General features: G+C 73.2%; 11 protein-coding genes. 6 read left to right on the top strand and 5 right to left on the bottom strand.

Going from position 1 to position 12,823, the window contains the following annotated elements:
- The first annotated feature begins 17 nt into the window (after positions 1-17).
- From FLW16_RS44890 to mmuM, 4 genes are all read left to right on the top strand, one after another.
- Positions 18-974, top strand: coding sequence for a helix-turn-helix domain-containing protein (locus FLW16_RS44890; protein WP_260614744.1), 957 nt, complete (start codon positions 18-20; stop codon positions 972-974).
- Between the two features lie 4 nt (positions 975-978).
- Positions 979-3,633 (top strand): VIT domain-containing protein, encoded by a 2,655-nt coding sequence (locus FLW16_RS01025; RefSeq protein ID WP_260614743.1) that lies wholly within the window; start codon positions 979-981, stop codon positions 3,631-3,633.
- 519 nt (positions 3,634-4,152) lie between these two features.
- Entirely contained in the window at positions 4,153-4,620 is a 468-nt protein-coding gene (locus FLW16_RS01020; protein ID WP_142556620.1) for a MerR family transcriptional regulator, read from the top strand.
- Positions 4,621-4,755: 135 nt separating this feature from the next.
- Positions 4,756-5,610: a homocysteine S-methyltransferase gene (mmuM, locus tag FLW16_RS01015; RefSeq protein WP_142556618.1), complete on the top strand. Its 855-nt coding sequence runs from the start codon at positions 4,756-4,758 to the stop codon at positions 5,608-5,610.
- A 75-nt stretch (positions 5,611-5,685) separates the two neighbouring features.
- On the opposite strand, the gene FLW16_RS01010 is transcribed toward mmuM, so the two are convergent.
- The gene (locus tag FLW16_RS01010; protein ID WP_260614742.1) at positions 5,686-7,224 is read right to left on the bottom strand and encodes an MDR family MFS transporter; all 1,539 of its coding nucleotides are present in this window, start codon (positions 7,222-7,224) and stop codon (positions 5,686-5,688) included.
- Positions 7,225-7,558: 334 nt separating this feature from the next.
- Positions 7,559-8,257 (bottom strand): 1-acyl-sn-glycerol-3-phosphate acyltransferase, encoded by a 699-nt coding sequence (locus FLW16_RS01005; RefSeq protein WP_142556615.1) that lies wholly within the window; start codon positions 8,255-8,257, stop codon positions 7,559-7,561.
- A 118-nt stretch (positions 8,258-8,375) separates the two neighbouring features.
- Between FLW16_RS01005 and FLW16_RS01000 the strand changes: the two genes are divergently transcribed.
- Together FLW16_RS01000 and FLW16_RS00995 are read left to right on the top strand one after the other, a co-directional pair.
- Positions 8,376-9,140 carry a carboxylesterase gene (locus FLW16_RS01000; RefSeq protein WP_142556613.1) on the top strand — a complete coding sequence of 255 codons (765 nt, stop codon included), beginning with the start codon at positions 8,376-8,378 and terminating at the stop codon, positions 9,138-9,140.
- Positions 9,141-9,152: 12 nt separating this feature from the next.
- Complete coding sequence (locus FLW16_RS00995) at positions 9,153-9,620, top strand: hypothetical protein (protein ID WP_142556611.1); 468 nt, start codon at positions 9,153-9,155, stop codon at positions 9,618-9,620.
- Positions 9,621-9,665: 45 nt separating this feature from the next.
- Here the strand turns inward: FLW16_RS00995 and FLW16_RS00990 are convergent, their stop codons facing one another.
- The 3 genes from FLW16_RS00990 to FLW16_RS00980 form a co-directional block, all read right to left on the bottom strand.
- The gene (locus tag FLW16_RS00990; protein WP_142556609.1) at positions 9,666-10,865 is read right to left on the bottom strand and encodes a hypothetical protein; all 1,200 of its coding nucleotides are present in this window, start codon (positions 10,863-10,865) and stop codon (positions 9,666-9,668) included.
- Between the two features lie 152 nt (positions 10,866-11,017).
- Positions 11,018-11,794: an endonuclease/exonuclease/phosphatase family protein gene (locus FLW16_RS00985; protein WP_260614740.1), complete on the bottom strand. Its 777-nt coding sequence runs from the start codon at positions 11,792-11,794 to the stop codon at positions 11,018-11,020.
- Entirely contained in the window at positions 11,772-12,716 is a 945-nt protein-coding gene (locus tag FLW16_RS00980) for an ROK family glucokinase (RefSeq protein ID WP_142556607.1), read from the bottom strand. Before FLW16_RS00980 ends, FLW16_RS00985 begins: the two co-directional genes overlap by 23 nt.
- Between the last annotated feature and the right edge of the window lie 107 nt (positions 12,717-12,823).

Here is a 12,823-nt window from a genome sequence, read left to right as displayed (position 1 = left end):
AGTGTCATCGTGGAGGCATGAGCGACACCTGGACGATCGGCGAACTGGCGGAGCGGGCGGCGGACCTGCTCGGCCAGGATCGGCACGCCCACGGCCAGGAGCCACGCGACGACGGTCCCGAGCCCCGCGTCGACGGCCCGGAGCCCCGCGTGAACGGCCCGGAGCCCCGCGTGAACGGCAGGGTCCGCGAGGTGCCGAACGAACGTCTCATCCGCTGGTACACGACGATCGGGCTGCTCGACCCTCCGCTGGGCCGGCGCGGCCGGGTGGCCCTCTACGGCCGCCGTCACCTGCTCCAGCTCGTGGCCGTGAAGCGCCGTCAGGCGGACGGCCTGTCCATCGCCGCCATCCAGGCGGAGCTGACGGGCGCGACCGACGCCATGCTCCAGCGCGTCGCCGGGCTCACCGGGCCGCCGCCCGGGCCGCCACACGGGCCGCCACCCAGGCCGCTCGTCCCGCCTCCTCCGCGCGGTCCGGCGGCCCCGGCCACGGCGAACGTCGCGAACCACGCTCCGGGCGCGCCGGACATCGCGACACCGCCCGCGCCCGATCGGTGCGGGACGAGGCCGGAAACCGGCACCGCACCCGCCATACCGGACGTCGCGCGGCCGACGGCGCGCGACCGCTTCTGGGCGCGCCCGGCCTCATCCGCCGCCACGGCGGACTCCGGCCACTTCGCGACCGCGAACAGAGACACCACGCACGGCGACATCGCACGCAGTGAGGCCGTACCCGCGCACACGGTGTTCCCGGACGTCGTGCACGGGGTACGGCTCGCACCCGGGGTGACGGTCCTGCTCGATCCGGCCCACCGGGTCCCGGACGGTCACGATGTGGCCGCACTGCGCCGGGCCGCGGCGCCGCTCCTCACGGCCCTGGCCACGCTCGGTCTGGCCGGGCCGTTCGACGGCGCCCATGACACTCACGACGCCTCGGCACTCGATCCACACGCTTCCGACACGCTGGAGAGATGACGCCATGACCGTTCCCATCACACCTCTGCGGCCGGAGGAGTGCCGGCCCGTGCCGGACGCCGGGCTCGGAGCACTGGAGACCGAGAAGGGCAACCTTCCGCTGGAGAGCGTGGACGTCGCCGCCCACGTCACCGGACTGGTGGCAGGCGTCGAGGTCGTCCAGGTCTTCCGCAATGCCTTCGACGTGTCGCTTGAGGCGACGTACGTCTTCCCGCTGCCGCCGCGGGCCGCGGTCACCGCCTTCCGGATGGAGGCGGACGACCGCGTGGTCGACGGCGTGCTCAAGGAGCGCGGGCAGGCACGGGCCGACTACGACCGGGCGCTCGCCGAGGGCAGGCGCGCGGCGATCGCCGAGGAGGACCGGCCCGACGTGTTCACGATCAGGGTCGGCAACATCGTCCCCGGGGAGCGGGTGGTCATCCGCCTCACGCTGAGCCAGCCGCTCCCCTACGAGGACGGCGCGGCCGAGTTCCGCTTCCCGCTGGTCGTGGCGCCCCGCTACATCCCCGGGGCTCCGCTGCCCGGGCCTCCGGCCGGTGGCGGCGTGGCACCCGACACCGACGCCGTGCCCGACGCCTCCCGGATCACGCCGCCCGTCCTGCTTCCCGGCTTCCCCTATCCCGTACGGCTGTCGCTCGCGACGACGATCGACCCCGCCGGGCTCGGTCTGCGGGAGGTCCGCTCCAGCCTGCACGAGGTCGACCGGGAGGGGGACACGATCAGGCTGCGGCCCGGCGAGCGGCTCGACCGTGACTTCATCCTGCGCCTGGCGTTCGACGCCTCCTCGTCGCTCGCGCTCGTCCCGGACGGCACCGCGGACACCGGCTCACCCGGCGAAGGCACGGCCGACGGCAGCGGCAGCGGCCCTGCGGAGGGCCCTGCGGAGGGCCCTGCGGAGGGCCCTGCGGAGGACGCGGCAGAGGGCACGGTGAAGGACGCGGCGGGCGCCGAGGGAACCTTCGTGCTGACCCTGCTGCCGCCGCAGGAGGCCGCCACCCGGACCGCGTCCCGAGACGTCGTCCTGCTGCTCGACCGCTCCGGCAGCATGACGGGCTGGAAGATGGTGGCCGCACGGCGCGCCGCCGCCCGGATCGTCGACACGCTGACCCGGCACGACCGGTTCGCCGTGCTCTCGTTCGATTCGGTGGTGGAGCGGGCCTTCCCGGGTGGCCTGGTGGACGCGAGCGACCGCAACCGATACCGCGCCGTCGAGCACCTGTCCCGGCTCGACGCCCGCGGGGGGACGGAGATGCTCGCCCCACTGCAGGAGGCCCTGCGGCTGCTCGACGGCCACGACGCGCCCGCCCCGGGGGCGGCCGCCGGCACGGACTCGGGCCGGTTGCGTGAGGACGACCGGCCCGGCGAATCCGGTCCGTCCCGCGAGCAGGCAAGGGATCGGGTGCTCGTCCTGGTGACCGACGGCCAGGTGGGCAACGAGGACGAGATCCTCGAACGCATCGGCGCCCGGCTGCACGGCATCCGGGTGCACACCGTCGGCATCGACAGGGCGGTGAACGCCGGGTTCCTCGGACGGCTGGCCCTGCTCGGCTCGGGCCGCTGCGAACTGGTCGAGTCGGAGGACCGGCTCGACGCGGCGATGGAGCACATCCACCGTCGCATCGGCTCGCCGCTGGTGACGGACGTCGCGCTGAAGGCGGAAGGCATGGACCTCGTGGCGGACACCGTCACGCACGCCGGTTCGCTCTACCCCGGCGTCCCTCTGGTCGTGAGCGGGCGTTACCGGGGACGACGCACCGCCGGAGCCCTCACCGTGCGGGGCCGCACGGCCGACGGCCGCCCCTGGGAGGAGCGGATCGAGGGCCGTCCCGCCCACGGCCCGGCCTCCCGGGCCGTGTGGGCACGGGCGCATCTGCGCGGTCTGGAAGACCGGTACGCCATGGGCGACCACTCCCTCGAACAGCGGATCGTCGACACCTCGCTGCGTTTCGGCGTGCTGTGCCGGTTCACCGCCTTCGTGGCCGTCGACACCCGCGTCACGGCCGAGGGCGGCCCGGAGCATCGGGTGATCCAGCCGGTCGAACCGCCGAGCGGCTGGGAGATGCCGACCGCGATGCCGATGATGGCGGCGGGCGCTCCGATGATGGCGAGGATGGCCGCCTTCACCACGGCCGGACCGGATGCACCTTCCGGTTCGGCGGCGGACCTGCCCGTCGCAGCGGCCCCGCCGCCCGGCGCACCCCCGGCCGCTCCTCCGGCCCCGCCTTACGCCGCCGCGCCCGCACCGGCTCCGAGACGGGCCTCCCGCGGGTTCTCCGTCGGTCGCTTCCTTCCGCATCCCGGCGAGGGGACCGCACCGGTCACGGGCTTCGAGGGCATCCGGCCCCTGCTGGCCGAGGAGCTCACGAAGCTGAGCCAGGCGGAGTCGCTGCCCGAGCGGGAGCGGCGGCGCTATCTGGCGGATCTCGCTAGTCGCCTGCGCGTCGTCGCCCAGATGGTGGGCGGTCATTCGGACCTCGCCGCGCTCGCGGCCGACCTGGAGAGGGCCGAGTGGGCCGAGGTCTCACTCGACGACCTCTGGCGGCGGACGGCCGGCCTGCTGACCGCCCTGACCGGCCGCTCCGGCTCCACGTCCCCGGGTTCCCCGGGCTGCGCGTCCGGCGCGGAGGAAGGCCGGCGTCCCTTCTGGAAGCGATCGTGAGCCGGCACGCGCAAGGTCGGCACGGGGCAGGGCTGGGGCAGGCTGGAGCAGGGCCGAGGCCGGGCGGCGGGGTATCGGCGAGGAGAGCCGGCCCCGCCGGGCCGCACCACCCGCGCCCATGAGCGCGACCGGCCGGCCGCCCACTCGTCAGGCGGCGCCGCGCGAGGTGACAGGCCGCCGAGAGAAGACCAGCGCGGCCGGGACACCGGCGGGGAAGCCGGGCCCGGCCGCATCGATTCGGGTTCCGCTGTGGGCGAAGCCCCTACGAGGGTTCGGGTAGGCGAATGACATCGGACGGCGGGGTGGGTGCGGGACGCCGCGGCTCCCTCACCCCTCCCGTGTCGGGCCGATCGTCGCGTCCACCTGCGGGGACGGGAGACCGGCGGCGCAGCAACCGATTGATGAGCCCTTTCAGCCCCATGTGCCGCCAACGCGTGGGATCGCCGATCGGTTCCTCGCCCGGGGAGAGCCTCGGCCTCACCCCAGGAAGAGCCACGGTCTCGCCCTAGGATTTCGAGTGTGCTCGAAGTCGATTCGCAGACGGTTCCCAAGCCCGCTCCCCCGGACCCGCAGGAGGGCCTGAGCATCGCCGAGGCCGCCCGCCGCACCGGGGTCAGCGTGCACACGTTGCGCTACTACGAACGCGCCGGCCTGGTCGTCACCCCCGTCGGCCGCACGGCCGGCGGACGGCGGCGTTACCGCCTGCTCGACCTCAAATGGATCGTCATCTGCACGAAGCTGCGAGCCACCGGCATGCCCATCAAGGCCATCCGGCGCTACGCCCAGCTCGTCGCCGCCGGGGCCGGCAACGAGCAGGAACGGCTTGCCCTCCTCGAAGCCCACCGCGCCGAGGTGGCCGCCAAGCTCGCCGAAGTGCAGGAGAACCTCAGACTCATCGACCACAAGATCGACGTCTACCGAGGCCGGCTCGCCGCCGGCGACGCCGACCGGCTGTGGGCGCCCAGCCGACCGGCGGACTCCCGCTGAGCGGTTCCCCCGCATACGGTGGCCCCCGCCTCCACCAGCTCGGCCGCGAGCCGGCCGGAGGCGCCCGGGCGCTGGTCCCGCCGGCGACGATGCCGTCACGCCCGCGCCCCGCGTGAGCACGTAATGTTGCCCGGTATGAACCCAATTGTCCTTGACGGCGGCCTCGCCACGCACCTGGAGACACTCGGCTGCGACCTGAGCGACGACCTGTGGTCGGCACGGCTGCTCGCCGACGATCCCGGTGTCATCCGTCAGGCGCATCTCGACTACTTCAGGGCCGGGGCCGACGTCGCCACCACGGCGAGCTACCAGGCGAGCGTCCCCGGGTTCGTACGGCACGGCCTCACCTCTCAGAGGGCCCACGACCTCATCCGGCTGTCGGTGACGCTCGCCGTACAGGCGCGGGACGAGGCCGGGCACGGGCTCGTCGCCGCGAGCGTGGGGCCGTACGGCGCCTACCTGGCCAACGGCGCGGAGTACACCGGCGACTACGACCTCGACGAGGACGGCCTGACCGAGTGGCATCGGGAGCGGTTCGAGATCCTCGCCGACGCAGGGGCCGACCTGCTGGCGTGCGAGACGATCCCCTCGCAGGCCGAGGCGCGGGCGCTCGCGAGGCTCCTGCGCGAGACGCCGTCCGTACGGGTGTGGGTCACCTTCTCCTGCCGAGACGGCGAGCACGTCAGCGACGGGACGCCGTTCGAGGAGTGCGCCGCGATCTTCGCGGACCTCCCCCAGGTGGTCGCCGTGGGCGTCAACTGCACCGCGCCGCGGTTCATACCCGAGCTGATCAAGCACGGAGCCTCGATCGTCTACCCGAATTCCGGCGAGACCTGGGACGCCGCGAACCGGCGCTGGCTGGGTCTCGCCGATCCCGTCGAGTTCGGCAGGGCGGCGGCCGGGTGGGCCTCGCTCGGCGCCCGTTACGTGGGCGGCTGCTGCCGCACCACCCCGGCCCACATCCGCGAGATCCGCTCCCACCTCGCCTGAGCCCGCCGGGGACCGCTCGCCGCGCCGGCGGCGAACCGCCCGCCCCCGGGCCCTACGCCGCCGGCCACGCGCGGGTCAGCCCATGGCGGCCGGGCCCTCGGTGCTCCGCGCGGCGAGCGGGATCTCCTTGAGGAAGAACGCCACGACCAGCGCGAGAGCGACGAAGGGCAGGCTGGCGAGGAACACGTCGTCGATCGCACTGGTGAACGCGACCAGCACGTGATCCTTGAACGGCTGCGGCAAATGCTGGATCGCCTGCACGTTGTTGGCGTCGACGCGCCCAGGCGGCATTCTGCCGCCGAACTCGGCGGTCAGGTGGTGGGCGAGCCGGTTGGTGAGGACCGCACCCATGATCGCCGTGCCGATGGCCGCGCCCATCATCCGGAAGAACGTCGCCGAGCTCGTCGCCACGCCCATGTCGCCGCGCTCCACCGCGTTCTGGATCGCCGTGACGATCGTCTGCATGGTGAACCCGAGCCCGGCGCCGAAGAGGTAGGCGTAGACCGCCACCTGCCAGTACGGCGTGTCCACCTTGATCGTGGACAGCAGCCACATGGCCACCAGGAGGACCGCCCCGCCCAGGATCGGGAAGATCTTGTATCGGCCGGTCCGGCTCATGATCTGGCCGGAGGTGATCGACGTGGAGAAGATGCCGAAGACCGCGGGCAGCAGCGCCAGGCCCGACACGGTCGGCGACATGCCCTGGACCGCCTGGAGGTAGACCGGCAGGAAGATCATGCCGCCGAACATCGCCAGGCCCGCCAGGAAGCTGAAGCCGTTGCCCACGCTGAAGATCTTGTTGCGGAACAACCGCATCGGCAGGATCGGCTCGGCCGCCCGCAGTTCGACGAACACGAACAGGGCCGCGAACGCGACGAATCCGGTCAGCAGGGCCAGCGAGCCGGGGGCGGTCCAGCCGATGTCGCCGCCCGCCCAGTCGAGGTAGAGCAGGAAGCACGTCACCCCGGCCACGATCAGCGCCGCGCCCAGGTAGTCGATGCGGTGACTGCGGCGGGTGAAGGGGATCCGCAGCGCCATCGAGGTCACGACGAGCGAGATCAGCCCGATCGGCAGGTTGATCCAGAAGATCCACCGCCAGCCGGGGCCGTCGGTGAAGAAGCCGCCGAGCAGCGGCCCTGCGACGCTGGAGGTGCCCCAGACGGCGCCGAAGTAGCCCTGGTATCGGCCGCGCTCGCGCGGCGGGATGACGTCGCCGATGATGCTGAACGCCAGCGCCATCAGGCCGCCGCCGCCCAGGCCCTGGATCGCCCTGAACCCGATGAGCTGGCCGATGTTCTGGCTCAGCCCGGCCAGCACCGAGCCGAGCAGGAAGATGCCGATGGCGGTCTGGAAGATCACCCGCCTGCCGTACAGGTCGGAGATCTTGCCCCACAGCGGGGTCGCCGCGGTCGAGGTGAGCAGGTAGGCGGTGACCACCCACGACAGCTTGTCGAGGCCGCCGAGTTCGCTGACGATGCGCGGCAGGGCCGTGCCGACGATGCTCTGGTCGAGGGCGGCCAGCAGCATTCCGGCCGCCACTCCGGAGAGCACGACCAGGATCTGGCGGTGCGGCAGATATCCGGTGTCGGCCTGCTGCTCCTCGCGGACGCTCATGCGGGGCATCCTCGCGCGGCGTCTCGGGCAGCGCGCCCGTGAGCGGCGTCCCGGGATACGGCTTCACGAGCGGCGCGACGGGTCGTGTCCGTGGCCGAGCCCCCGGCCCAGTGCCGGGCCGCGGCCCCGCCGGACGCGGCGGACCTGCTCGCCGGGGTCGGGGTCGGGGGCGGGCCGTCCGCTCCGTCGTCCGCTCCGTGCCTCGCGGCGCCGGGCCGGGCCCATGTGCGGTGCCTGCGTGCTGGCATGCTCCTACGCCTTCCGATCCGAACGTGTCTGAACGTCCCAAGGTGCGCGGCGAACACCGCCACGTTACCCGTCCGGTCCGGAAGTATTAGGAATTCTCGCGAGCTGCCCTGGTCGTTTCCGTCTTGGCCGCCGCGGCGTACTTGTCGACGTACTCCTGACCCGACAGCTCCATCAGCGCGTACATGATCTCGTCGGTGACCGCGCGCAGCACGAGGCGGTCGTTTTCCATGCCGTAATAGCGAGAGAAGTCGAGCGGCTTGCCGTACCGGACACCGGGGCGGATGCCGAACTTGGGGAGCGGCCGGCCGGGGGGCATCATCTCGAACGTGTTGACCATGGCCCACGGGATCACCGGCGCCCGGGACTCCAGCGCGAGCCGGGCCACGCCCGTCTTGCCCTTGTAGAGGCGGCCGTCGGGCGAGCGGGTTCCCTCGGGGTAGATGCCGAGCACCTGCTTCTCCCTGAGGATGCGCAGGCCGGTGCGGAGCGCCGCCTCGCTCGCCTTGCCGCCGGAACGGTCGATCGGAACGGTGCCGACGCCGGAGAAGAAAGCGCGGCTCACCACGCCTTTGAGCCCGCGGCCGGTGAAATACTCGGCCTTGCCCAGGGAAATCACCTTGCGCGGCAGGAATCCGGCCCCGAAGAAGTGGTCGGCGAACGACAGGTGGTTGCCGGCCAGGATGGCCGGGCCCTCCTTCGGCACGTTCTCCACCCCCTCGGCCCAGGGGCGGAACACGAAGCGGAGGATCGGCCAGAGGATGGCCTTCACCACCCAATAAAACACGCGGGCACCCCCTCGGCTCGGATGTGCAGTCATCTTCGCACGCCCAGCCCTCTCGCACTAACGCTGACCAACGTGCGAGTATCGGGCGGAACACGCCGCCGTTTCACGGAGGTCACCCATGCCAGTGCTGCCCGGCGCGGAGCCGTACCACCACGAGGGCGGCGACATCGGCGTCCTGCTCTGTCACGGGTTCACCGGCTCGCCGCAGTCCCTGCGGCCGTGGGGTGAACACCTGGCCGGGGCGGGGATGACGGTGTCCCTGCCGCGCCTGCCCGGACACGGAACGACGTGGCAGGAGATGAGCCGCACGCGCTGGGAGGACTGGTACGCCGAGCTGGACAAGGCGTTCGCCGACCTGCGCGGACGGTGCGCGGAGGCGTTCGTGATGGGCCTGTCGCTCGGCGGCTGCATGGCGCTGCGCCTGGCCGAGGTCCACGGTGACGCCGTCGCGGGCGTCGTGGTCGTCAACCCGTCCGTGGTCAACGACGTGCCGCTGCTGGCGCTGGCCCCTGCGCTCAAGTACGTCGTACGCTCGATCCCGGGGGTGGCGGGCGACATCAAGAAGGAGGGCGTGAGCGAGCTCGGCTATCCGCGCACACCCGTCCGGGCCGCCGCCACGCTGCCCCGGCTGTGGAGGCTCGTCCAGTCCGACATCGCCAAGGTGACCCAGCCGGTGCTGGTCTTCCACAGCAGAAACGACCACGTGGTAAAGCCGGGGAGCGTCGCGTTCCTGCGGGCGAGAATGGGAAACAATCTGGAGGTCAGAGAGCTGGCGGACAGCTACCACGTCGCCACCCTCGACAACGACGCGCCTGTGATCTTCGAAGGGAGTCTGGAGTTCATCCGCTCCCACGCCTCGGTACCCTTGACGAAGGACTTGTGACCCGGGATCGACGTGACGCCGCAAAGTGACGAGGACGAGGTCTGGCGCCAGATCGTCGCCTCGTTCAACGAGACAGCCGAGGACGCCTCGGCCGAACAACCATGGCCTGACCGGGAGAACGTCACCGAGGAGACCGACGCGGGCGACGGCGCCCCCGGCGACGCGGCTCCCGGCGACGAGGCCCGGGACGACGACCCGACCGGCGAGGAGCAGGCTCCCGCCCCGGCCGACGACGACCACTACATCCCACCGGCCCCGCCGCCGCTTCCGCACGGCGACGCCCTCAGCAGGCTCTCCTGGCTGGCGCTGTTCGGCGGCCCCGCCTACCTGCTCCTGGCCGCGCTGCTGCAATGGCCCATGGACGGCTGGATCGTGTTCGCCGCGGTGTCGGCGTTCATCGCGGGGTTCGTGATCCTCGTCGTGCGCATGGGCGACGGCCCGCCTGCCGACTCCGGCTGGGACGACGGCGCGGTCGTCTGACTCCGGCGCGTGTCCCGGCCGGTCCGGGCCACGCCGCGCCGGTGTTCATTCGGCTTCGGAGGCCGCCTTCACCGTGCTCACGTCGGCGGGAGGCGGGCCGAACCGCTCCACGAGGTCGGTGTAGCGGCCCTTGTCGTCCAGCGTGTGCCCGACCGCCATGGTCAGGTCGCCGACGTGCGCGACCGCCTGGAGCCGCACCGTGCGCTCCTCGGCCGGCGCCGGGCCCCGCAGCGTGGTCCAGCGCGATCCGTCGTAGCGGAGCAGGAAGCCCTCGGCCTCGTGCCTCGGGTCGTACCCGGAGATCCAGAACAGGCCGTCGCCGTCTCCCGTGACGCCGTACAGTTCGGCGCGCCGCTCCGGCGGCGTCACCCGCTTCCAGTGCCTGCCGTCCCAGTCGAGGACCAGCGGGGCGATGCCGCCGTCGCTCTGGTAGACGCCGCCGACCGCGACCGCGCGCTTGCGGCCGTCCGCGTACACGTCCCGCAGGAAGCCGCCCTTGATCTCCGGCAGGTCGGCCTGTTTCCACCCGCTGCCGGTCAGGCGCATGGCCAGGGGCCCGGATCCGGAGTCGCCCACCGCCCAGCCGTCCGACCGGCCCGCGAGCGCCACGCCGTACAGCGCGCCCGCGGGGCCCTGGGCCGTCTTCCAGGTCGTGCCCTTGGCGGAGCCGCCGCTGCTCAGCAGGAACGCCTTGCCGTCCCGGCTGCCGGCCGCGACCACCCGCCCGGACGAGGCGGCGACCCCGCCGAGCCAGTCCCCGGTGCGCAGCTGCGGGACGCCGACGCGGTCGAACCCGTCGCGCGAGCCCTTCGCGACGTACGGCAGGGCGTCGTGGCCGTCGCCGACGGCCCAGATCTCGGTGGCGGAGGCGGCGGCGACCGACCGCAGGTGGCCGGCGCCGGTGGCGTCGCCCCGGATCGGCACCTCGCTCCAGGAGGAGCCGTCCCAGTGGGTGATGATCCCCTGGTTGCGCCAGAAGTCCCAGGCGTTCTGCTGGCCCACGGCCCAGATGTCCTTGGCCGACAGGCCGGCCACGTCGGACAGCGAGCCGTCGGGCTGGAGCCGTCCGGTGGAGGAGCCGGCGTCCTGGGCGACCTCGTCCCCCGACGGGCTGCGCTCCGCCTGGGCGCGGACGATCCCTGCGTGCGCGTGCGCGACCGATGTGGCGCGCGGGAGGAGCCCGGCCAGCAGGCCGGCGGACAGCACACACAACGGCACCGCACGCCGTATGAGGCGGCGGGTCATGAAACGATCGTACGGGGGACCGGGCACTCCCCGTCACACAGGCCGCGAATCCGATTACCTAGAGACGCGGGGACGCGACCGTGCCGGCGTCCTCCAGCCGAGCCTCCGGCCGGAAGGAATCCGAGGCCGTCGCCCGGCCCGTCGGCGGCGTGTCAGGCCCGGGCGGACGGCGTGAAGGCGATCTCGGCGACGACCGGCCGGTGGTCGCTCGCGGCGGGCAGGTCCTCGGCCGGGACGTCCGCGCCGCCGTACGACATGACGGTCAGGCCCGGGCCCACGAAGATCGCGTCGATCCGCACCCGGGGATCGCGGGCCGGGAACGTCGCACCGGCCCGGCCGTCGTCCCCGTCCCCCAGGACCTGCGCGGGGCCTCCCACGGCGGCGAAGCAGTCCGTGTAGCGGCCCCCCAGAAGACGCCAGACCGGGGCCCCGGGGGTCTCGTTGAGATCCCCGGCGAGCACCGGCGCGGCCCCGAACTCCCGGGCCGCGCGCTCCAGGAGCGGAACGATCTGGGCGGCGTGGCTCAGGCGCGCCCCCGCCTGGAGGTCGAGGTGGGCCGAGCACACGGCGTACCTCTCGCGGTCCTTCTCCACCGTCTTCTCCACGACGGCGAGCGCGATGGAGCGCCATTCGAGCCCGGCGAACCACCGCAGGCGGTGCCCACGCCCGTGCAGGAGCCGTACGGCCGGGGCGGTGAGCACGGCGGTCCCGCCCACCCGGCCTCCGGCCGCCACGGACAGACCGGCCGCCCGGGCCAGTGCCCGCCGCTCCCGCTGCCACCCCGGCAGGCGGGGAGCCTCCTGGAGACACAGCACGTCGGGCCGCAGGGCGCGGATCACCCGGACCAGCGCCCTCCGGTCGTCCTTCAGTCCCCGGACGTTGTAGGTCGCGACCCGCAGCACGCCGTCAGCGGAACCGGGCGAGGTCACCGGCTCCCACCAGCCCCGCCGACGGGCCCATCTCGGCGACCCTGATCTCGGCGAGCGGGCGGTGGCCCCGGCCGGTCAGCCGCGCGGCGAACTCCTCGCGCACCCGGTCGACGAACAGGTCCGCCGCGCCGGAGACGCCGCCGCCGATGATGAAGCACCCGGGGTCGAGGACCGCGGCCATGTCGGCCAGCCCCTGCGCGAGCCATTGGGCGAGTGACTCGAAGGCGGCCAGCGCCGCCCGGTCGCCCTGGCGCGCCGCCTCGGTCACGTGCTCGCCCTGGATGCCCTCGACCGAACCGCCGCCGAGCCGCAGCAGGTGCGCCGCGCCCGCCGGGTCGGCCTGCGCGTTGTTCCTGGCCTCCATCAGCAGCGCGCTGCCGCTGGCGTACCGCTCCCAGCAGCCGCAGTTGCCGCAGCCGCAGGCACGGCCGCCCGGCACCGCCTGCATGTGGCCGAGCTCGGCGCCCATCCCCCACCGTCCGCGGTAGAGCTCGCCGCCGAGCACGATGCCGCCGCCGATGCCCGTGCCCACGGTCACGCACACGACGTGGCTCTCGCCCCGGCCCGCGCCGAAGCGGTACTCGCCCCAGGCCATGGCGTTGGCGTCGTTCTCGACCACGACCGGCAGGCCGACCAGCTCGCCCACCTTCTCGCGCAGCGGCTCCTCGCGCCAGGCGAGGTTGGGGGCGAAGCGGATGATCGAGCGGGTCTCGTCGACGAAGCCCGCCGCGCCGATGCCGACGGCCTCGACCGGGTGCCGTGCCGCGAGCTCGGTCACCGCATCGGCGATCGTGAGCGCCATCTTCTCCGGGCTGCCCGCGGGGCTGTGCCGCAGGCCGCGCTCGATGATGGCGCCGTGTTCGTCGACGACACCATACGCGATCTTGGTACCGCCCACGTCCACGCCGATGGTCAGCGCCATGCCGTCTTCCTTCCGCCCGATCCGCTTCCGCCCGATCCGCTTCCGCCCGGGCCGTCACCCGCCCGAGCCATCACGCCGCGCCGATTGAAGCCGATCAAGCCGGGTTG

The sequence above is a fragment of the Microbispora sp. KK1-11 genome, assembly GCF_006874435.1.
In the GTDB taxonomy this organism is placed as follows: Bacteria; Actinomycetota; Actinomycetes; order Streptosporangiales; family Streptosporangiaceae; genus Microbispora; species Microbispora catharanthi.
This window is presented reverse-complemented; position numbering and strand designations above follow the sequence as displayed.